Here is a 19848-nt window from a genome sequence, read left to right as displayed (position 1 = left end):
GGTTTGTTGAATTTGAAATACGCTTTGCCTTCCCTATCCGTGGCGCAACTGTCTGCGCTGATGCTATTCACCGCCTTAAAGCTGGTGCTTTTATGGCAGCTTCCTCTAACCGGCGATGAAGCCTATTTTATTGTCTGGGGGCAGCAGCTGGCTTCCGGATATTACGATCATCCTCCCGCCGTGGGGTGGATTCTCGGCTTAATGAGTCTACTGTCCGAAAATCTGGCCTGGTATCGCAGTTTTGCTTTTGCGACCTCGCTTGTGGTGGCCTACCTGCTCTATCAATGGTTATGTATGTTTGCCGAAGTCGCACGGGATAAGGCGTTTTGGGCGGCGATGATCTTCTGGGTTTCTCCGGTTTCATTGATGTTTGTCCTGACCGCCAACGACACCGTTCTGGTTTTTTTTGCTGCTCTCGGGTTTTACTGGTTTTCGCGTGCGCTGAAAGACGATTCGACGCTTTTTGCCGTATTGGCCGGTGTGATGCTCGGGATGGCTTTTCTTTCCAAGTATTTTGCGGTTTTTCTGCTGTTCGGGCTGCTTTTATATGTGCTGTCTTTCACGCGGCGCAAACCCTTAGGTCATGCTCCGGTCAATTGGCGTTTAATTACGTTGATGATCGTTATCGTTGTGCTTTTTATTGCTCAAAATCTGTGGTTTAACTACCAGCACTGCTGGAACAATATTTTGTTCAACTTTTTCTCCCGAACTCAGGACAGTACTCTGGGGTGGGTGTATCTGCTGTCTTACCTACTGATGCTGGTGTTGATGCTTTCCCCCCTGGGTCTCTATTATCTGTATCGTCAGAGACGTGAATTGGGACGGCTTCCGGTATTGCTGTGGTATTCCAGCCTGCCGTTGTTATTGGTTCTGCTGGTTGTCAGTCTCAGTAATCAGGTGGGTCTGCATTGGCCGCTGATCTCGGTGGTTTGGTTGTACGCCTCCTATGCTGTGCTGGATGAGCGCCAGCAGATCAGACTATTCTGGTTTAATGCGCTGCTATCGGTTTTGGCCGCTGTAACCTTGCTGTTGTTACTTGCCAATGCGATGGACTTTTTAAAGGGAACGGCCAAGTTGCGTGCGCCGTTGTATCTTGAGCCACAGGCGCTCTGCGAGCAACTTCCTGCCGATACACTGTTTACCCTCGGATACAGTTCTCAGGCGACGCTGAGTCAGCATTGCCGCCGTAGCGATCTGCATGTCTTTGCCAGTACTTCGAAGTTTGGTCGTGAAGACGATAAGCGGATCAATTTCGCCGATTTCGCTGGCAGCCAGATGCGAATCCTGCTGGTCAAAAGTTCGGATCTGCAATTGGTAACGCCTTATTTCAAAAACTACCGGCTTAAACCTTTGCGCAAAGTTGCCGGACAGACCTATATGCTCTTTATCGGAGAAGACTTCAACTATCGCCTCTACCGGGAAAAAATCCTCGAAACGGTGTACCGGAATTATTACCTGCCGCCGGAATGGTTACCGAAGGGGCATTGCGGCTTTAAAGAGAAGTATCAATTGGGCGAATAACGCCTTAGGTCAGGCGGTGAAGGAGGTTCAAGGCGTCAAAGGCGTTTTATAGGGCTCGCCGGCGATTTCCCTCACCAGTTTCGGAACCAGATAGCCAGGTAGCCTCTGTCGCAACTGCTCGTGAAGATTTAACGCCAGCCGATCTTCAACTTCGAAATGGCTGGCACCGTTCACCTTATCCAGTTGATGCAGATAGTAGGGTAGGATGCCTTGAGCAAAAAGCTTATGACTCAGCGCTTCCAGAACCTCGATTGAGTCGTTGACGCCTTTGAGCAGCACGCTCTGATTCAGTAATGTCATACCCGCCTCACGGTAAGAGCGGAACAGTTCGGCAGTCTCCTCGCTGAGTTCATTGGCGTGGTTGCTGTGCACAACCATTACGACATTCAGGCGGGTTTCCCGCGTCCATGCCAGCCACTGGTTTTGCGCCGCTTTATCCGGGGCGACTACCGGTGTTCTGCTATGGACTCGCAGGGTGCTAATCTGCTCGATCGCTTCGATTTGTCGGCACAGTTTTAACAGGGCGTTTTCGCTTAAACTCATCGGATCGCCACCGCTGAGAATCACTTCATGCAGTGTTGGATCAGCGCTTATGGTTTCCAATGCTTTTTGCCAATGGCGCTGATTGGCGTGATTCTCGTACGGGAAATGGCGGCGGAAACAGTAACGGCAATGAATATCGCATTTCGGGCTGGCAATCAGCAGCACACGACCGTGGTATTTATGAATCAGCGACGGTTGCGGGTTTTTAAGGTGATCGCCGACCGGATCGGTCTGGTATCCCTCCGGTGAGTGATTTTCGGCTTGAAGCGGCAGAACCTGTTTAAGTAGTGGGTCCTCGGCATCCGCAGTTTTGATCTGCGCTATGAAGTGGCGCGGCGCTTTGAAGGCAAACGCGCTTTCGGTCAGTTCCTGTTGCAAAGCGTCCTGAAGACCTAGATCGGTAATAAGAGATTGGGCTGTGGCGGACGGTTTGCGCATAAATGGGCTCGATAGCAAGTGAATAAAATCGGACTATTTTAAACCGAAGCGGTTTTGCGGTAAAATGCGACCAAAATTTTATTATAGGATCATGGTCATTCGGAAAACCCGTTTGTCCAGATCTGCAAATACTTCTGGAAAAAATTATGGCAACAGTAAGCACAAACGAATTTAAAAACGGTCTGAAATTCCTGATGGACGGCCAGCCTTGTACCATCGTTGATAATACCATCGTTCAGCCGGGTAAAGGTCAGGCGTTTAACCGCGTTAAGTACCGTAACCTGATGACCGGGCGCGTTTTGGAAAAAACCTTTAAGTCGGGTGAAAAGGTTGAAGCGGCTGACGTTATGGATACCGAACTGCAGTATCTGTATACCGACGGTGAATTCTGGCACTTTATGGATGCGGAATCTTTCGAACAGTATCAGGCGCCTGAGTCTGCCGTGGCTGATGTTGCCAAATGGTTGATTGAACAGGATATGTGTGTGGTTACTCTCTTCAACGGTCAGCCTATTTCGGTTATTCCGCCTAAGCAGGTAACGCTGGAAATTGTTGAAACCGATCCGGGTCTGAAAGGCGATACGGCGGGAACCGGCGGTAAACCGGCGACTCTATCGACCGGTGCAGTTGTCCAGGTTCCGCTATTTGTACAGATCGGTGAAAAGGTAATCGTCAACACTGAAAAAGGCGAATACGTTTCTCGTGCGAAATAAATGATGAACGATTTTTCGACAGTTTCAAAAACTTCGGATCGTCGGCTTCAATTGGAAAAACGCTCGCAGTTTCTGCAAAGACTGCGGGCGTTTTTTTATCAGCGTCAGGTACTCGAAGTCGATACACCGATGTTGTCTCAGGGGGCGACGCCGGATGTGCATCTGCGTTCGCTCAGCAGCTGGCTGCAGGTTCCGGGCGAACGCGAGCGGCAGGAATATTTCTGGCATACATCGCCGGAGTATCCTATGAAACGCTTGTTGTGCGAAGGGTCCGGAGATATTTTCTATCTCGGCAAGGTGTTTCGTGACGGGGATTTGAGCCCGCGACACCAGATCGAGTTTACGATGCTGGAGTGGTACCGTGTCGGTTTTTCTCTACAGGAACTGATCGACGAGGTGTTGGAACTGATTAATCAGCTTCTTCCGAAGCCGCGCAGTGTGCAGCAGTTAAGCTACCGACAGGCGTTTGCGGAATTTGCCGGGGTCGAGGATATTTTTCGAGCCAACGCCGAGCAGTGTCGGACCTGCCTGCAACTGAACAAGGTGCCGGAAATTGTCGGCGTCGATGAAGATGATAAACCGCTTTGGGAGCAGCTGATTCTGACCGAAGTCATTGAGCCGCAGCTCGGTCAGGGCGTCATTACAGTGCTCAAGGATTTTCCGGCCCGCGATGCTGCTCTGGCGTTGATTGATCCGCAGAATCCGGAGGTTGCCGAACGTTTTGAGGTTTTTGTCGATGCCATGGAGTTGGCTAACGGTTATCACGAACTGGCCGATGCCGGTCTTTATCGGCAGCGCTTCGAGGAGAGTTTAGCTCAGCGCTCGCAGCTGGGCTTGCCGCCAGTGCCGCTGGATGAAAAGCTGTTGCAGACGCTGACGGAAAAATCGCTCCCCGACTGTTGCGGGGTGGCGCTCGGCGTTGACCGGCTGTTAATGCTGCAGCAGGGTGAGCGGCAGATTGAGGCGGTTATTCCGTTTGGCGTTCAGCAGGCATGATCTCCGTTATTGACTGATTTCCCTGAGTTTTTCCAGCATATCGGGGCTGTCCCAGATTGCACCGGCGTTTATGGAGTAGCGAATGACTCCGTGACGGTCGACTAAGAAGCTGCTTGGAAAGGCGAATACTTTCCATTGCGCGGAAACACGACCTTCATAGTCCATGAGAATCGGAAAATCGACCTGTATTTCCCGGGTGAACTGACGCATGATCTCGGCGGTATCTTTATAGGAGATGGAGATCATGGCAAAGCGGTCCTGATCCAGTTGAGCCAGCGCACGATTCATCGACGGAATCTCTTCCACACAGTGCGGACACCAGGTTGCCCAGAAATTAATCAGTAGCGCTTTTCCCGCGTGTTCAGCCAGAACGTCAATCGCATTGCCTTGTAAATCATGCAGCTTGATATCGGGCATTTGGGCCGTGCCGTCCAGCTTAATCAGGCCGGAGACGATTTCGCTTTTTGGTGAGTCGCTCGCGTCGAATCGTGCCACCGGCAGAACCTGATAATTAATTGTCTGGCGGAGTTGGCGCATTTTCTTTTCACTGCGATCAATCATATCCGAGCAGATCTTCGCCATTGCACGGATATCCTGAAATTTATAGATACCGTCGGTCGCGTCAGCGATTTTTTCCAGCTGAACAAAACTGCCGCCGCGACGCAGTGCTATAACCGATTCATCAATGTAATTGGCCTGGGCGCCAAGTTGTGGCTGAAAAACGCTGATCGGTAAGGCGCTGCGTTCTACGATCGGAAACAGTTCTCTTTCTCGTCCTGCAGCCGGTGTATTGACGTACAGACTGGGGTAGAGCAGGATCAGTTGCGACAGTTTGCTCAAGTGGGCTTGATCGGTTTGTGACTGCCATTGATTCAAACCGCGCAGAACCGGGACGCTGACAATGTCCATCGTGATCAGGGTAATCGACGCGAAGGTTTGCGTGATCTGCTGCATAATCGGCAGCATGAAATCGCCTGCGTTATTGCGCATACCGGTGCGTTCCCGTTCGATAAACAACGCATCCGGCGTATCGATAAACCAGATTTCGCTATGCGGATTTTTTTCGGCCAGATGCTGCATGACCAGGGCATCGCCGTTATTCGGCACGGCGGTTTCACCGATAAACAGGAACAGGTGTGAACCGTCCGCTTCGGGCTGGTCGATTTTTCGCAGGGTGAGCGCTTCGCCGGCGAAATCGTAGTCCGTCTGTGGCAGGCTGGCCCACAGATCGCGGTCACTATACCGGTAGGCTTTAAGTTCCTTTTCTTTAACGCCGTCAGCAGCGGTTTTTTGAGCGCTCTGTTGAAAGTTTTCTTGCAAACTGTCTTGTTCGGGTTGCTGCGCATTCGAGCCGCACGCGAAGGCCGCCGTTAAAACGAATATCAGCACCGGCGTGTTGTTAGCCGGCCGTTGGCAAAAAAAATCAAACATGGGAAGCAAGAGCCTTGTTGGGAGTTGCTTGCAATCTTACCAAATAATCGGTTGCGATCATTTGCTTGTATTTGTTTGTAAATGGGTAAGGTGTTGTTTTTATTTGCGCTCTTGCGCTTTTAGGGCTTTTAGAGGGCTTGACAAGGTGGTGTATAATAATTAATTCACTGTACCAAACGATGACAGGCTCTGCATGGTGCCGATGCCGGTTCATTTTGGATTGGATTAAGGAGTTAATTAATGAGTGATGTACCTGTGACCAAGCGTTCACAAATGGTTTTATTTTCTGATTCAAAAAGTCCTAGCTGCCATCGCGTGCGCCTGGTTGCCAAAGAAAAAGATATCCCGATGGATATTATTGAAGTCGACCAGGACAGCCTGCCTGAAGACCTGTTGGAACTGAACCCTTACGGCACCTTGCCGACTCTGGTTGATCGCGAATTGGTTCTTTACGATCCGCAAGTGATTATCGAGTATCTGGACGAGCGTTTCCCGCATCCGCCGTTGATGTCGGTTGACCCGATTTCCAAAGCGCGTGCGCGTCAGATGCTGCGTCAGATTGAAACCGAGTGGTATCCGCTGGTCGAAACCATCACTCACTCCGGCGACGAAGAAGCGATTAAAACCGCTCGCCGCGACCTTCAGGAACGTTTGATTCAGCTGATTCCGGTTTTTGCGCATAAAGACTTCTTTATGAGCGACGACTATTCTCTGGTCGATATTTCCATGTCGGTTCTGTTGTGGCGTCTGCCGTATCTTGGAATTGATCTGCCAAAGAGCGCCAAGCCGATTATGGATTACGCAGAGAAAGTATTGAATCGCGAAATGTTCGGCGAGAGTCTTTCGGACGATGAACTGGACATGCGAGACTAAGCTATGACTTCAAGCCGTCCTTATCTGGTTCGCGCCATCTATGACTGGATTGTCGATAATGGCTGGACGCCGCATATGCAGGTGGATGCAAACTATCCTGGAACCTATGTTCCGCAGCAGTTTGTACAGGAAGGCATGATTGTTCTCAACACCAGTCCGACCGCGGTTGTCGGTTTGGAAATGGGCAACGAAGAGATCTCTTTCAGCGCCCGTTTTCAGGGGATGGAACAGAGCGTGTCGTTTCCGCCTGAGGCGGTTCTGGCGGTTTTCGCCCGTGAAAACGGGCAGGGGATGCCGTTCCCGGCCGAGCCATATCCTGAAGAGGCTACGACCGAGGAGGGCGGTGAGTCGCAAGCCAGCTCGCCTCTGAAAGCGGTTGAACCTGCTTCTAAAGGTGCTAAAGCGGAAAAAAGCGATAACGCCGAGAGTGGCAGCGATAAGAAAAAGCGTCCGACCTTGTCGATCGTAAAATAAAAGTTTGTTCGTCTGCGATTCAAACAAACCCCGAAGCGGAATGCCGCTTCGGGGTTTTTTATTGTGCTTTTTACAGTGGGCCGGTTTCGTACTTAACAGAAATTCGACTAACCTTAACCGGAAAACGGGTGCAGAAATTCGATACCGATACCGCGTTCCTGAAACGCCTTTTGTACCGCGGCGCGATCTTTTTCCTGTAGAAGCAGCTTCAAGTTCGGACCGGCGTCCATTGTGAAATAGACTTCGATATTCTGCTCGCGCAGAGACCATACCAGCTGCATGGCCGAGAGCGACTCCGGCTGCCAGTAGACAATCGGCGGCCAGGTGGCGATCATGGTGGCATGCATGCTCAGTGCATTATGCTCGGCGGTTTTTCCCATGGTGCTGAAGTCGTTGGATTTGATCGCGTTGATAATGGTTTGCAGGTCGCGTTCTGCCTGTTGCGGCCAGGATTGGTAGAGGTCGCAGGTTTCTACGGTCTGTTGCATTCCGGCGGTTGAACCGACCGGTTTTTCTCCGGTATTCACTTTGACCAGTCCGATCGTCAGATCCGGCCATTCGACCTGTAGCGGCTCGGCAAAACTATCGAGGCCGTCTTCGCGGCTCCCTCTGTGCCAGATGGCAAAGCCGTTGAAAAGCGAACGGCTCGCGCTTCCGCTGCCGAACCGCGCCAGCAGGGAAAGGGTTTCTTTCGGCAGTTGCCAGTCGAAAAGATCATCCAGTGCCAGAACCAGCGCCGCATAGCCCGATGCCGAGGAGGCCAGGCCCGCGGCGGTCGGTACCGTATTATGAGTTTCCACTTCGAAAGCGCTCTCGCGGTCATCGCGGAACCAGTCCAGAAAGCGGCTAAGACGTTCGGCAAAAACGGCGTTGTCGGCAAGTGGTTTTCCGTTAAGGGAAATTCGATCTTTTCCGGCGTTAATCGGTTTCAGTCTGGTTTCCGTGCCCAGTCCGGGAAGACTGATCGAAACACTGCCGTTAATCGGCAGATTAAGTGCCTTGTCACGTTTTCCCCAGTACTTGCTAAGAGCGATATTAACCGGTGCTGTACCGACGCCACAGGCTTTCTGTGGCGTGAGCGGACTGCTGTTTTTGCTGGATTGAAGAAGGTGGCGTATGAATGCCGCTTGTCTTTTTTGATCGTTGTTCATGCTTGCTGTACAGGTTCGTTTTTAATATGTGTGCCGATAGGGCTGATCGGCAGCTGGAGCTGTAAATAATTTTTGACGACTTCCGGTTCGGGACATTCGTGCAACAGCGGTTTTTTCTCGCGCTGAGGCCGGTGTTTCGAATAGACTTCGCCTATCGCGAGTACACAGTCGCCGAGGCCGGAACCGGATATTTTGCTGGCCCAGATTAGCGGGCAGGCACGCAGTTGGGCGATCAGGAAATCCAGCGTCATGTCGCTGACGCCGAGACGTTCCATCAATGTCTGGTATTGCTCGAAACTGTGGTAAAAAACCGGCCAGTTGTGTTCTGTCAGCGCCTGGTAGGCGCCTTGGGTGATCTGTCCCATCTCCCGATAGAGCGCATCGAGCATTTCAGGTTGCGTTTTCCAGTTCTGCGCAACGATCTCCAGAACTTCGGCGGTTGGAGTCTTATAGCCGCTGTATACAAGAAGAATATCCATATTGACCGGGAGAGATTCGATTTTCAGTGCGTGTTTTTCCGTCGGCGGTTGAATAAATACCACGCCGCCAAAAAGGCTGGCGGCCAGATCCGTTGCCGAACCGCGGCCCTGAATTTCGACAATGATCTCTTTGCCGATCTGCCAGAGTTCAAGCTTGGAGAGCTTATCTCCGGTAATCTGATTCAGACCGGCCAGGGTCGCAGCGAGAACTGCGGCGGAACTGCCGAGGCCGATGGTGGATGGAAATTCGCTGAGCACGCGTAACTCCCAGCCGTGTCCAATTTGCAAGAGCGCATTCTGAAAATGCTTCAGGGCCAGTCCGATGAATTGCAGTTTAGGATGTACTTCGAGTTGTTGCAGGTCGCAGGTGTGCTGAGCAATTTCCGAAAAAATCAGAATCTGCTTATCTTCCCGTGGCTGCCATTCAATTTCAATCCATTGATCCAGAGCGCATGCCAGAGCCGGTTGGCCGTAAACCACGCTGTGTTCGCCCAGTAGCATCGTATTAGCCGGAGCTTTTGAGATGAATCTTTGCATGGTCATTTCTACCTTCTGATACTCTTTTTAGTCATGGATGGACGAGTTCAAGTGGTCGGCTCTTAAAGCCCATCGAATGGCATAATTTATCCGGGGCTTGCTCGCCGAAATAGACGACCACTCCGGCGGCATCTCCCGTCACGGCACCTGCGCCGCAGACTTTGGCGCAGGCGTGTTCGCTCAAGCTGTCCAGTTTGCGGATAAATGTGCGAATCCTTGCCGGAACAACGCCAATCTGCTCCAAAAGACGTTGATTATGCCGTATGCCTTCGACAAACTCAGTTTGTTGATTGCGCTGCCAGGCGAATTTAATTTGTTGTACCACCTGCGCAAACTCATGCCACAGGGCATCATTATCGGCAAACTGTTCTCTCACCTGCAGGACGCACTGTCCTGTATTGCTGATGGGCTGTCCGGTATCGATCAGCCAAGCCTGCAATGGAAATTCGGATAAATTCAGCGGCTCAAGCAGTCCGGGAATCTTATATTCAATCACAGTCTTTGCCAGCAGGGTGGCCGGATCCAATCCGCTGGAGCGCCCGTGCTGATAGCATTCGACTTCGGTCGCCATTTGCAGAAGCCGTTCCCGGCTTAACTCAAGTTGCACGATTTGGGCGATACCCTGAAGAGTTGCCAGTATAACTGCTGCTGAACTGCCCATACCACGTCCGAGCCAGTTTTCTGAATGAATCTTGATCTGCCACAGTCCCGATGGTAAGGGATGAATCTGATCGATTTGGTACAGGCACAGCAAAATCAACTGTTGCGGATGTGTCAGAGGGGCGGGAACCTGCTCCGGTGCCGATTGGAATGCACGGTAGCGTTTATCGATCTCCTGAAGTTCCTGACGCCACTGTTTTTCGTCGGTTTCGCCGTGGACGTTCAGATCAGGGAGGGCGATTGTAAAGCGCTGAAGGGGAGGCGAATCGTTTTGCTCAGCGGCGCTGAATTCAATCCGGCAAGTGGTTGGCATATCGATTGCCAGACTTAGGGCTGTAGAGCCGTAGAGAACGGAGTGCTCGCCGCAGAGAATCAATTTACTGGGCACTTGGCAGAAAGCAGTAAGAGGTTGACTCATCTCAGTATCGCATCGACTATTACCGGTATTGAGCGATTATAGCCGAGGGGCGCTTAATCTTGCTGACTGTTTTGCTTGGTAGCGCAATAGATGCGTTTATCGTCCTCAATGCCGCAGAAGCGATAAGGGCCTTTATTGTGTTGCGGCAGAGTCAGATTGGACTGGGAAAAGTCGGTCTGATAGTAAAATTCCAGATAGGTCTGGTAATCGAGTTCTTCGCGCTCTTCGATCTGTTTGCGGTGACTTTCGCTCATCAGAACTTTGTCGTAGCCCGGTTGAACGATGCCGGTAAAGAATTCGGCGACGCAGCCGGAACCGTAGCTGAAAAAGCTGACGCGCTTATTGTCCAGACGGTCTTTGACATTATCCAATAGCGAGATAAAGCCGACAAACAGGGACGCACTGTAGCTGTTACCGACAATGCGGTTGTAGATCTGCCCCGGAAGCGTTTTGGCATCGGCCTGCGCCTTTTCCAGTTTGGCTCCGACTTTGCGGATCAGTGTATGGTGTGCCTTTTCCGCCATTTTGGTGAACGGAATGTGGTAACAGAAGTAATCGATGTCATCAAACACGCGGCCGGTCTGCTCGGTAAAGTGCTCCCACGCCTGTTTGAGGCTGTTCAGATACACTTTGGTCGAATATTTTCCGTCCACAAGCGCGGTCGTACGATGGTTCGGGCGCCAGAAATCCATGACGTCATCGGTAAAATAACCGGAGCCCGGTTCGATTTCGATAATCCGCGGATTGGCGGTGATCAGCATGCCGACGGCACCGCAGCCCTGAGTCGCTTCGCCGGACGAATTCTGATCGTATTTGGCAATGTCCGCGGCGATGACCAGAATCTTTTCCTGCGGGTTCGCCTTAACCATTGCGGTTGCCATTTGCAGTCCGGCTGCTCCGGCGTAGCAGGCGTGTTTCAGTTCAACCATACGGCATCGGCTGGACAGGTTGAGCAGCTTATGCAGATAGACGCCCGCTGACTTGGACTGGTCAATTCCGGTTTCCGTTGCGAACAGAACCGCGGTCACTTCCTGGCGGTCGATCTGTTGCAGAATCGGTTCAACGGCCTTGGCAGCCAGAGTAACGATATCTTCGTCCGGCGGAGCAATGGACATTTTTTCTTGGCCGATACCGATATAGAACTTATTCACATCGATGCCTTTTTCCCGAGCAAAGGTATCCATGCCTAGGAAGTAGTCAGATGTTGCAAAATGGATTAAATCAATACCAACTTTCATAATGTCCAGTTAAATTTGAAATCTCTATCAAAAGTGAGTAGAGAATTATATCGGTTTATTACGGCTTTATCTTGTGCTTTTATTTTATGTCCCTGCTGCACCGAAAAGGGGCCAGGGTGATTATCCGCTACGCTTTTTCGACAGGCTATGCCATGGCGACTGTAAAATAAGGTCGCTATTAAAGTGCAAATCCGCAAATTTTTCAATACCCAGAAGGAATTGTCCGGCCGTAAACTCTTGATGAAACTGTGCTATTTTGGCTGCGACTTCGTCACTTGAGGTCATTGCCGGCTGTAGCAGGGGGGCGGCCACACCCGCCAGGCGTGCGCCCATTACAACCGATTTGAGCATATCAATTCCGCTGCGGATTCCGCCGCTGGCGATAAGTTTGGCCTGCGGGATAAAAGGCTGAGCCAGATAGAGGCTTTCGCAAGTGCTTAAGCCCCAGTCCTGAAGCAGGATACCAAGATCGTTGTCCGAGCGGTGCGCTTCGATTCGGCTCCACGAGGTACCGCCGTGGCCGGCCAGGTCAAACCACTCTATACCGGCATCCAAACCGAGCTGTATGTCCTGAGGACTTAAACCGGAACCGACTTCCTTAAGAATAATCGGCTGTTCGATCTGTGCGGCCAGCTTGGCGATTTTATCCGCCAGCGCGGAGAAGTTGCTGTCGCCCTCCGGCTGAATGATCTCCTGCAGCGGATTCAAATGCAGATAGATCGCATCGGCCTGCAGGATATCGACAGCCCGACGGATTTCGTCCGCTCCGAAACCATAGTTCAACTGCACCGCACCGATATTGGCAATCAGCGGAATGCTCGGCGCATATTGGCGAATCTTAAAGCTTTCTTCGGCGGAAGCATTGCGAATCATGGTGCGCTGCGAGCCGACCGCCATCGCGACCTGACTGCTTTCAGCGGCTTCAGCCAGATGGCGGTTGATCTGCTGAAGGTTCTGCGCGGCGCCTCCGGTCATCGACGAGATCAAAAACGGGAAGCGCAGTTTTTTACCGAGAAATTCGCAGGAGGTGTCGACCTGAGCATAGTCGATCTCCGGAAGCGCACGGTGCATCAGGCGGATCTGTTCGAAGTCGCTGTGACGTTCGATCTGCGGATCCTCAAGAATCGCCCGGATATGATCCTGCTTGCGCTGGGTAATTTGCTGTTGCTGGTTTGGCTCTTTGCTCATGCACTGCTTCGCTTACGGTTATGAATGTTGTGCGCGTTCGAGTTTGATGTGCGCCTGCATCAGTTCGCCCGGATTGGTTTGCGCCGCCAGAAGGGAGAGTTCTCCGCAGAAAGCGGTCGCCCCGGCAATGCAGGCCAGACGGCGGGCATTGGCTCCCGGTTCCGCGTCGCGATCATTGCAGCCGAGCAGTTCCAGATTTTCCAGTACAAAATCCAGCCCTTTACCGTTACCGACCGTGCCGACAATCAGATTCGGCAGGGTGGTCGAGAAGTAGAGATCGCCCTCAGGCGTGACTTCGGCGTGGTTGATCGCCTGCGAACCTTCAACGATATTCGCCGCATCCTGACCGGTCGCCAGATAGAAGCCGAGCAGCATATTGGCAACATGCGCGTTGGCACTGCGCAGACCGCCGGAGACGATGCTGCCGATCAGGTCTTTTTTGATATGCAGATCAACCAGAGCCTGAGGTGTGGTTTTCAGGAAGCGTTTACAGAATTTTTCCGGAATCGTACATTCGCAGACCACATATTTCCCGCGACCGAGAATGCCGTTGACCGCCGACACTTTTTTGTCGGTACAGTAGTTGGCAGAGATCGAAACATATTCCAGATCGGAATAGTTTTCAAGAATCCACGGGATCAGCTTGTCGGCGGCATTGGTCGCCATATTATGTCCGGAAGCATCGCCGGTATGGAACTCCAGACGCAGGTAGATCAGATTGCCGACCACCTGAAAATGCGTATCGATCAGTTTGGCAAAGCGGCTCGACTGGCTGACGACATCCTGCATCTCGCCTTGGCGGTTCTGCAAAGAGGCCAGGTGTCTGGCGGCAATACCGGCGTGCGGAGCCTGAAGCAGGATGGATCGGGTCATGCGTTCGTCGATGACCGTGACGCGAATTCCACCCGAGTGCGCAGCAACGCGCGCGCCGCGGGCGACCGATGGCCACAGCGGCGTTTCATAGGTCGCCATAGGAACCATTAAATTATCGGTTTCAACATCGCCGATCAGTTTGAACGGACCGACGGCCTGCATCGGAATTGAGGCGAAGGTCTGGGTAGAGGTTTCAGTGTTATTTTTCATAGGCGCTATTATAAAAGCTGACTCAAATTTTGGGTAAAAGAATTGTTTATGGAATCTGCGCGCCGGAAGATTTGCTTAGGAACAGGCTTGAAAAAAAGTGCTTTGTCCTTATATTGATCCTGAAAGCGTTCAACGATATAAAAATCGGCGATCACTGACCAATAACAAAAGAGACAAAGGAAAAACTATGGCCTTAGCAACCGCACGCCACATTCTGGTAGACAGCGAAGAAAAATGTAATGAATTAAAGCAGCAGATTCTTGACGGAGCAGACTTCGCGGAAGTGGCCAAAGCCAATTCTCAGTGTCCGTCCGGTCAAAACGGTGGCGACCTTGGACAGTTCGGTCCGGGCATGATGGTTCCGGAATTCGATAAGGTTGTGTTTAGCGCCGATATCGGTTCAGTGGAAGGGCCGGTTAAAACTCAGTTCGGCTATCATTTGGTTGAAGTGACCAGCCGCAGTTAATTGAGATTGCCTTCAGAAAAAGAAAAGCCGCTTAAATGCGGCTTTTTTGTTTTCGGCTGATTTTGCTTAGTGAGCCGGGTCGAAACTGAATTTCTGACCGCTGATTGCCGCTTCGTACATCAGACCGGCTTTGACCAGATTAAATACGGCCATGCCTTTGTAGTACTGACCGTCGGCGGCGACGTATTTGTCTCCGGCATTAGCGGTTGCGGAAGTCCCTTTGGTTGAGGCTTCTCCGGAAACACCGGCGGTAATGACCACCGCAGAGGCTTGAGCGCCGAATTCAAAGCTGCCGCTGACGAATTCGTCATAAGCGCGCTGATCCTGGAAAAAGATGATTTCGCTGTACGCCTGTCCGCCGAACTGAAAGCCGAGTGAAGCCTGAGTCAATTTCGTCATACCGGTAAAGTTGCCCTGTTTATAGACGCGTCCTTCGCCGTAAGCACCGCCGATGACAAAACCGACCTTACCGACAACTGGAAAAATAGCATAGCCGTAGGCGTGATCGAAAAATGCCGCGGATTTAGGGGCGTTCTTAAAGGCGCGGATGGTTTCATCATAATCCTTGTCCGTGGTGCGCTTGATGAACTGGCCGTCGGAGTCGGCTGAATCGACATCGTCTTCGGCCATGACCGGAGTCTGGGCGCCAAGGGAACAGACCGTTACCAGAAGAGCACTTTGAATCCATGATTTTAATTTCATTGCGTTGATCCTTTTTCAAGTTGAAAACTGCGTTTGTCACATTCTAATATGAAGCCTGTCCGGTTTGCGCACTTTTAAGCATGACTATTCGCTTAAGACTTTAGGTAGTCGGGGGTGTGTACAAGTTGCGCCAGACCAACTTTTCGAGCGGGGGTGCTTGTGAATTTCCATGCCGTTGAGTATTCTGATTTGAATTGAAAAATGTTAAGAATATGAGGCGCTTATGACAACCTTGCTGGTGATTCTTTTTATTATTATCGCGATCGCTCTGTACCTGATCGTGATCTACAATCAGCTGGTCAAACTGAAAAACCGTTATCAGAATGCGTTCGCGCAAATTGATGTGCAGATGAAACGTCGCTACGACCTGATTCCCAATCTGATCGAAGTGGCCAAGCAGGCGATGCAGCACGAGCGCCAGACGCTGACGGAAGTGATTGCGGCGCGTAATCTCGCGCACGCCGCGCTGCAGCAGGCCGCCAACAATCCCGGTGATGCAAAGGCGATGCAGAACTTCCAGCAGGCCGAAGCGAAACTGCAAAGTTCCCTGAGCGGCTTTAATGTTCTGGTTGAAGCCTATCCCGATTTGAAAACCAACCAGACCATGATGCAGCTCAATGAAGAACTCTCTTCCACCGAAAACCGCATCGCTTTTGCCCGACAGGCGTTCAATGACGCGGTGATGTTCTATAACGCCTATCGTCAGAGTTTTCCGCCGATTCTGTTTGCGGCGACTTTCGGTCATCCGCTCGATGCCACGCTTTTGGAATTTGTCGATAAGGAACAGATTCAGCAGGCACCGAAAGTTCAGTTCTAGCCTTCAGTTGCTGAAAGTGTAAAGCATGGATTTTTTCGGCGCACAGGATCAGGCCCGAAGCCGGACACGCTGGCTGGTGTTCTGGTATGTCATGATCCTGCTGTTTATTTCCGTTCTCAGTTCTCTGGTATTGATGCTGCTGATTCCGCTTTTTACCGGCGCGCATGCAATCCGGCTCGATTCGCAGTATCTGGCGGGTTCAGTTTATACCTTGGATAACTGGCCGATCTTGCTTGGCATGAGCGGATTCATTTTCTTCGGCGCGGCGCTGAGTTCCTATCTTAAAGGGCGTGAATTATCCAAAGGAGGGGAGGCGGTCGCCGTTCAGCTCGGAGCACGTCTGGTGCCGCAGAACAGCCAGCATCCGCTGCAGCGACGGGCGTTAAATATCGTTCAGGAAATGGCGATTGCCGCCAATATGCCAGTGCCGCAGCTCTATCTGCTGCCCGAGGAAACCTCCATCAACGCCTTTGCCGCAGGTCTGTACCCCTCGGATGCAGTCATTACCGTGACCCGCGGCGCTCTGGAACGGCTTAACCGCGATCAGTTGCAAGGCGTTATCGGGCACGAGTTCAGCCATATTCTCAATGGCGATATGCGTCTTAATCTTCGTCTGATTATGCTGTTGCACGGTATCGAGTTTATCGGCTCGGTCGGGCGCTTTCTGTCGCCGGGGCGACGACGTTACCACTCGTCGCGCAGAAGTAACCGCAGCGGCGGGGTGATTGTTCTGGTCGGTTTGCTGCTGCGTTTTCTGGGTTGGTTCGGCGAAATTTTCTCGCGTCTTCTGCAGGCGGGAATCAGCCGTCAGAGGGAGTTTCTGGCCGATGCCAGCTCTTTGCAGTTTACCCGCAACCCGGATGGCATCGGCGGGGCTTTAAAAGTCCTGGCTCATGCTCAGGGGCGCTCTTATCTGCGGGCGGATAATCTCGAAGAAGTGGCGCACCTGTTTTTTGCTCAGGCGTTATTCAAACGTTTTCACTGGTATGCGACCCATCCGCCGCTTGAAGAACGTTTACAGCGTATTTACCCGAACTGGAACGGCGAAACGCTGGAAGGGCTTCCGCTGCATGAAACCAATACGCACTTCGATGCAGAACAGAGTGATGACGATTCATCCTCAGCCGCCGCCAAAGCTTTAACAGGAAATCCGCTCACAGACCTGCAGCTGGAGTCTGTGCAGAATCTGGCGCTGCTTTTACCTTTGCTGACACAGAACGGAAAAGAACCCGGAACCTCGCAAAAAGCGCAGCTCGAAGCACTTTTGGCCTCGCTCAATGAACCCTTGGATGCGATGGCACTGGTTTTTGCGGTGTTGCTCGCCAGACAATATGGCGCACTGCATGATAAAGCTTATTCGGCGCCGTCTTTAGTCGCAGAGTTTGCAGCCCAGTTGAATGCTGAAAATAAGCAACATTGGCGTTCGATTGACGGGTTGGATTCGCTGGTCATTCAGCAACTACAGCGTTTGCAGTCGCTTGGACAAATCAACCGCCTGCTGTTAATCGAACTTGGGATGCCGGCGCTAAAAGTACTGTCCGAGGTTCAGTACCGGCAGTTTGCTGAACTGCTTGATGAAACGGTGGCGTTTGACCGCAAGGTGACCCTCTTTGAAACGGCGTTACTCGGATTGATTAATCACTATCTGCAGGCTAATCTGGGATTAAAGCAAGTTGCACGCAGTCGTATTCGCCGCTGGCGCATTGTGCAGCCTGAATTGCAGTTGCTGTTTTCCTATATGAGCCGACGGATTGCTCTAAGCGCCGTTCCGGAAAACGATTATCGGCACGCACTATCTCTGCTCGGTATTCATGATATCGAAGCGATACCGCTGATCCCCACCGAGCAACTTGACGAGCAACAGGTCCAACGGGCCGTGAATCGCCTTCAACAGCTGGATTGGACGCTGAAAGGCGAACTGCTTAAGGCGATGGTGGCGCTGGTGGAAAAAGACGGAGTCCTGACCGAAGCGGAAGAAGAACTGATTCTGGCCATTGCCCTTAATCTCGAAGCGCCATTGCCCCGATTCACTTTGCAAACCACACTTGAACAGAGACCTTCCTCTTCACACTAGATTCCCTTTGCAGGGCGCCTTATTGGCCGTTTTATCCCCGGCTTGAAAAACAGCCATTTTTCGATTCGATTTTTATTGCCAAAACAGTGGCTTAGGCGCATAATTCGCGCACTTTTTATAATCGGGTTAGGCGGAAAATGGAAGCTTTTGATTGGCAGTGGCAAGAGTCTCTGTTAAATGAGATGCTCGACTCTCTGGTGGAGCAGGGGTTTTATATCTGGGATGATGCTATTCCGCAAGCTCTGTGTCTGGCTCTGTTGAACGAAGTTCAACAGCTCGAACAGGAAGGTGAGATGTACAAAGCCGGCATCGGGCGCGGTGACGATCATCAACTGAAAAGCGACGTTCGCCGCGATAAGATTAAATGGCTGGACGGTAATACCACCTCGCAGATTCTCTATCTGAAAATGATGGCCGAACTGCAGTTTCAGATCAACCGGGCGCTTTTCCTCGGCCTGTTTGAATACGAGGCGCATTTTGCGCTGTACGATAAAGGCGATTTTTATAAGCGTCACAGAGACAGCTTTAAAGGCGCGGCCAACCGTATCCTGACGACGGTACTGTATCTTAATCCTGAATGGGATAAACAGTGGGGCGGAGAGCTGCTTCTTTATCCGGACGATGATCAGCAGCAAACCGTTCTGGCCAGTGTCACGCCGCAAATTGGGCGTCTGGCGATCTTTATGAGTGAAAACCTTCCGCACGAAGTCTTGCCGACACAACAGCCGCGTGTCAGTATTGCCGGCTGGTTCCGCTGCAATAACAGTCTCGGCGGACAGATCGATCCGGCAAAATAAGCCGCACAGTTTTCTTAATTGTTTAATCAAACTGTCATCTGCTCTCGCTAAGCTGAACCCAATTTATTAATTGAGTTCAGCGCCCTATGCTTAATTCAAGATTTTTCGCTCCTGACGAAACCTTTACGCTTTCTGCCGTAGCGGCGTCGGATAAAACAATCCGCAGACTGCTTCTGGTGACGGATGCCTGGTACCCTCAGGTCAACGGGGTCGTCACGACTTTATCGCATCTGATCGAAGAACTGCGTCTTCAGGGTATGGCCGTCGAGGTCATCAATCCGGAAAACTATAAGACCTTTCCTCTGCCGACCTATCCGGAAATCCGTCTGGTGACGCGCGCGCCGGATCTGGAAGCGCGCATTCGCGCTTTTCAGCCGGATGCGATTCATATCGCGACCGAAGGCACGCTGGGATGGAAAGTACGCGCGCTGGCGTTGAAAAATAACTGGCCTTTTACCACCGCCTACCACACCAAATATCCCCAGTATATCCGTCAGCGTTTACCGTTTATTTCCGAAAAATGGATTTACAAACTGCTATACCGTTTTCACCAACCGGCGCAGACCACCTTTGTTCCGGCGCTATCGATTCGCGAAGAGCTTGAAGAGCAGGGTTTTTCTCCGGTGGAGATTATGAGCAGAGGGGTTGATCGCCAGATTTTCCGGCTGTATGAGGTGGATGAACTTGAGGCGGACTTTCCGTTCGACGGCAATTGGTCGCGACCTTTTCTGCTGTATGTCGGCCGCGTTGCGCCGGAAAAAAACATTCAGGCTTTTCTTGATCTGGATATTCCCGGAACTAAAATTGTTGTCGGCGACGGCCCGCTGTTATCCGAGTTACAAACAACTTATCCACAGGTTAAGTTTCTGGGGAAAAAGAAAGGAGCCGAGTTGGCGAAATGCTATGCGGCAGCGGATGTTTTTGTTTTTCCGTCGCTGACCGATACTTTCGGCGTCGTCAATATCGAGGCCATGGCCTGCGGTACGCCGGTTGCGGCGTTTAATGTGACCGGCCCGAAAGACAGCGTCCGCAATGGGGTGAACGGTTTTCTCGATGACGATCTGCACTACGCCATTGAGCAGGCTCTGCGACTCAAAGATACTCACAGGATTGCGCAATCGGTGGATAACTTTAACTGGCGTTCGGCCAGCGAACAATTCACCGCACATCTGGCAAAGATTACCGATGTTTTTTGAGCATAAGGTTTGGCAATTGTCCGGCAAGCGTGAATAATGGGCAACGTCTGTTA

General features: G+C 51.6%; 19 protein-coding genes. 10 read left to right on the top strand and 9 right to left on the bottom strand.

Going from position 1 to position 19848, the window contains the following annotated elements; all coding sequences use genetic code 11:
- The first annotated feature begins 3 nt into the window (after window positions 1-3).
- Window positions 4-1521, top strand: a complete 1518-nt coding sequence (locus J3999_RS04255; RefSeq protein WP_208126716.1) for a glycosyltransferase family 39 protein — start codon at window positions 4-6, stop codon at window positions 1519-1521.
- A 27-nt stretch (window positions 1522-1548) separates the two neighbouring features.
- On the opposite strand, the gene epmB is transcribed toward J3999_RS04255, so the two are convergent.
- Window positions 1549-2502: an EF-P beta-lysylation protein EpmB gene (gene epmB, locus J3999_RS04250; protein ID WP_208126715.1), complete on the bottom strand. Its 954-nt coding sequence runs from the start codon at window positions 2500-2502 to the stop codon at window positions 1549-1551.
- 146 nt (window positions 2503-2648) lie between these two features.
- On the opposite strand from epmB, the gene efp reads away from it, so the two are divergent.
- Together efp and epmA are read left to right on the top strand one after the other, a co-directional pair.
- A complete protein-coding gene (efp, locus tag J3999_RS04245; protein WP_208126714.1) occupies window positions 2649-3215 on the top strand; it encodes an elongation factor P in 567 nt (188 codons plus the stop codon).
- Window positions 3216-4211, top strand: coding sequence for an EF-P lysine aminoacylase EpmA (gene epmA / locus J3999_RS04240; protein WP_243755298.1), 996 nt, complete (start codon window positions 3216-3218; stop codon window positions 4209-4211).
- 6 nt (window positions 4212-4217) lie between these two features.
- Here epmA and J3999_RS04235 read toward each other — a convergent pair whose 3' ends face one another.
- On the bottom strand, window positions 4218-5642 hold the full coding sequence (locus tag J3999_RS04235; protein ID WP_208126713.1) for a TlpA disulfide reductase family protein: 1425 nt from the start codon (window positions 5640-5642) through the stop codon (window positions 4218-4220).
- Window positions 5643-5882: 240 nt separating this feature from the next.
- Here J3999_RS04235 and J3999_RS04230 point away from each other — a divergent pair, with 240 nt between their 5' ends.
- Together J3999_RS04230 and J3999_RS04225 are read left to right on the top strand one after the other, a co-directional pair.
- Entirely contained in the window at window positions 5883-6515 is a 633-nt protein-coding gene (locus J3999_RS04230; RefSeq protein WP_208126712.1) for a glutathione S-transferase N-terminal domain-containing protein, read from the top strand.
- 3 nt (window positions 6516-6518) lie between these two features.
- Window positions 6519-6989, top strand: a complete 471-nt coding sequence (locus J3999_RS04225; protein ID WP_208126711.1) for a ClpXP protease specificity-enhancing factor — start codon at window positions 6519-6521, stop codon at window positions 6987-6989.
- Window positions 6990-7102: 113 nt separating this feature from the next.
- Here the strand turns inward: J3999_RS04225 and mvaD are convergent, their stop codons facing one another.
- The 6 genes from mvaD to J3999_RS04195 all read right to left on the bottom strand — a co-directional run bounded on the left by mvaD (window position 7103) and on the right by J3999_RS04195 (window position 13743).
- Window positions 7103-8140 carry a diphosphomevalonate decarboxylase gene (gene mvaD / locus J3999_RS04220; RefSeq protein ID WP_208126710.1) on the bottom strand — a complete coding sequence of 346 codons (1038 nt, stop codon included), beginning with the start codon at window positions 8138-8140 and terminating at the stop codon, window positions 7103-7105.
- On the bottom strand, window positions 8137-9156 hold the full coding sequence (locus J3999_RS04215; protein ID WP_208126709.1) for a mevalonate kinase: 1020 nt from the start codon (window positions 9154-9156) through the stop codon (window positions 8137-8139). Before J3999_RS04215 ends, mvaD begins: the two co-directional genes overlap by 4 nt.
- Before the next feature lie 31 nt (window positions 9157-9187).
- A complete protein-coding gene (locus J3999_RS04210) occupies window positions 9188-10234 on the bottom strand; it encodes a mevalonate kinase (RefSeq protein WP_208126708.1) in 1047 nt (348 codons plus the stop codon).
- Between the two features lie 53 nt (window positions 10235-10287).
- Complete coding sequence (locus J3999_RS04205) at window positions 10288-11472, bottom strand: hydroxymethylglutaryl-CoA synthase (RefSeq protein ID WP_208126707.1); 1185 nt, start codon at window positions 11470-11472, stop codon at window positions 10288-10290.
- A 120-nt stretch (window positions 11473-11592) separates the two neighbouring features.
- Window positions 11593-12660, bottom strand: coding sequence for a type 2 isopentenyl-diphosphate Delta-isomerase (fni, locus tag J3999_RS04200; RefSeq protein ID WP_208126706.1), 1068 nt, complete (start codon window positions 12658-12660; stop codon window positions 11593-11595).
- Window positions 12661-12678: 18 nt separating this feature from the next.
- Window positions 12679-13743, bottom strand: coding sequence for a hydroxymethylglutaryl-CoA reductase (locus J3999_RS04195; RefSeq protein ID WP_208126705.1), 1065 nt, complete (start codon window positions 13741-13743; stop codon window positions 12679-12681).
- 187 nt (window positions 13744-13930) lie between these two features.
- Here J3999_RS04195 and J3999_RS04190 point away from each other — a divergent pair, with 187 nt between their 5' ends.
- A complete protein-coding gene (locus tag J3999_RS04190) occupies window positions 13931-14209 on the top strand; it encodes a peptidylprolyl isomerase (protein WP_208126704.1) in 279 nt (92 codons plus the stop codon).
- A 66-nt stretch (window positions 14210-14275) separates the two neighbouring features.
- Here the strand turns inward: J3999_RS04190 and J3999_RS04185 are convergent, their stop codons facing one another.
- Window positions 14276-14911: a YSC84-related protein gene (locus tag J3999_RS04185; RefSeq protein WP_208126703.1), complete on the bottom strand. Its 636-nt coding sequence runs from the start codon at window positions 14909-14911 to the stop codon at window positions 14276-14278.
- 223 nt (window positions 14912-15134) lie between these two features.
- Between J3999_RS04185 and J3999_RS04180 the strand changes: the two genes are divergently transcribed.
- The 4 genes from J3999_RS04180 to J3999_RS04165 all read left to right on the top strand — a co-directional run bounded on the left by J3999_RS04180 (window position 15135) and on the right by J3999_RS04165 (window position 19795).
- Complete coding sequence (locus J3999_RS04180) at window positions 15135-15728, top strand: LemA family protein (protein ID WP_208126702.1); 594 nt, start codon at window positions 15135-15137, stop codon at window positions 15726-15728.
- A 25-nt stretch (window positions 15729-15753) separates the two neighbouring features.
- Complete coding sequence (locus J3999_RS04175) at window positions 15754-17802, top strand: M48 family metallopeptidase (protein ID WP_208126701.1); 2049 nt, start codon at window positions 15754-15756, stop codon at window positions 17800-17802.
- Between the two features lie 137 nt (window positions 17803-17939).
- Entirely contained in the window at window positions 17940-18599 is a 660-nt protein-coding gene (locus J3999_RS04170; protein ID WP_208126700.1) for a 2OG-Fe(II) oxygenase, read from the top strand.
- Between the two features lie 86 nt (window positions 18600-18685).
- On the top strand, window positions 18686-19795 hold the full coding sequence (locus tag J3999_RS04165; protein WP_208126699.1) for a glycosyltransferase family 1 protein: 1110 nt from the start codon (window positions 18686-18688) through the stop codon (window positions 19793-19795).
- Window positions 19796-19848 lie beyond the last annotated feature (53 nt).

The organism is Thiomicrorhabdus sp. 6S3-12 (assembly GCF_017571475.1).
Classification (GTDB): Bacteria; Pseudomonadota; Gammaproteobacteria; order Thiomicrospirales; family Thiomicrospiraceae; genus Thiomicrorhabdus.
This window is presented reverse-complemented; position numbering and strand designations above follow the sequence as displayed.

Excerpts from the sequence above, each read along its gene's own strand:
- epmB (WP_208126715.1), bottom strand. The coding sequence starts at position 2,502 with ATGCGCAAACCGTCCGCCACAGCCCAATCTCTTATTACCGATCTAGGT.
- efp (WP_208126714.1), top strand. The coding sequence starts at position 2,649 with ATGGCAACAGTAAGCACAAACGAATTTAAAAACGGTCTGAAATTCCTG.
- epmA (WP_243755298.1), top strand. The coding sequence starts at position 3,216 with ATGATGAACGATTTTTCGACAGTTTCAAAAACTTCGGATCGTCGGCTT.
- J3999_RS04235 (WP_208126713.1), bottom strand. The coding sequence starts at position 5,642 with ATGTTTGATTTTTTTTGCCAACGGCCGGCTAACAACACGCCGGTGCTG.
- J3999_RS04230 (WP_208126712.1), top strand. The coding sequence starts at position 5,883 with ATGAGTGATGTACCTGTGACCAAGCGTTCACAAATGGTTTTATTTTCT.
- J3999_RS04225 (WP_208126711.1), top strand. The coding sequence starts at position 6,519 with ATGACTTCAAGCCGTCCTTATCTGGTTCGCGCCATCTATGACTGGATT.
- mvaD (WP_208126710.1), bottom strand. The coding sequence starts at position 8,140 with ATGAACAACGATCAAAAAAGACAAGCGGCATTCATACGCCACCTTCTT.
- J3999_RS04215 (WP_208126709.1), bottom strand. The coding sequence starts at position 9,156 with ATGCAAAGATTCATCTCAAAAGCTCCGGCTAATACGATGCTACTGGGC.
- J3999_RS04210 (WP_208126708.1), bottom strand. The coding sequence starts at position 10,234 with ATGAGTCAACCTCTTACTGCTTTCTGCCAAGTGCCCAGTAAATTGATT.
- J3999_RS04205 (WP_208126707.1), bottom strand. The coding sequence starts at position 11,472 with ATGAAAGTTGGTATTGATTTAATCCATTTTGCAACATCTGACTACTTC.
- fni (WP_208126706.1), bottom strand. The coding sequence starts at position 12,660 with ATGAGCAAAGAGCCAAACCAGCAACAGCAAATTACCCAGCGCAAGCAG.
- J3999_RS04195 (WP_208126705.1), bottom strand. The coding sequence starts at position 13,743 with ATGAAAAATAACACTGAAACCTCTACCCAGACCTTCGCCTCAATTCCG.
- J3999_RS04190 (WP_208126704.1), top strand. The coding sequence starts at position 13,931 with ATGGCCTTAGCAACCGCACGCCACATTCTGGTAGACAGCGAAGAAAAA.
- J3999_RS04185 (WP_208126703.1), bottom strand. The coding sequence starts at position 14,911 with ATGAAATTAAAATCATGGATTCAAAGTGCTCTTCTGGTAACGGTCTGT.
- J3999_RS04180 (WP_208126702.1), top strand. The coding sequence starts at position 15,135 with ATGACAACCTTGCTGGTGATTCTTTTTATTATTATCGCGATCGCTCTG.
- J3999_RS04175 (WP_208126701.1), top strand. The coding sequence starts at position 15,754 with ATGGATTTTTTCGGCGCACAGGATCAGGCCCGAAGCCGGACACGCTGG.
- J3999_RS04170 (WP_208126700.1), top strand. The coding sequence starts at position 17,940 with ATGGAAGCTTTTGATTGGCAGTGGCAAGAGTCTCTGTTAAATGAGATG.
- J3999_RS04165 (WP_208126699.1), top strand. The coding sequence starts at position 18,686 with ATGCTTAATTCAAGATTTTTCGCTCCTGACGAAACCTTTACGCTTTCT.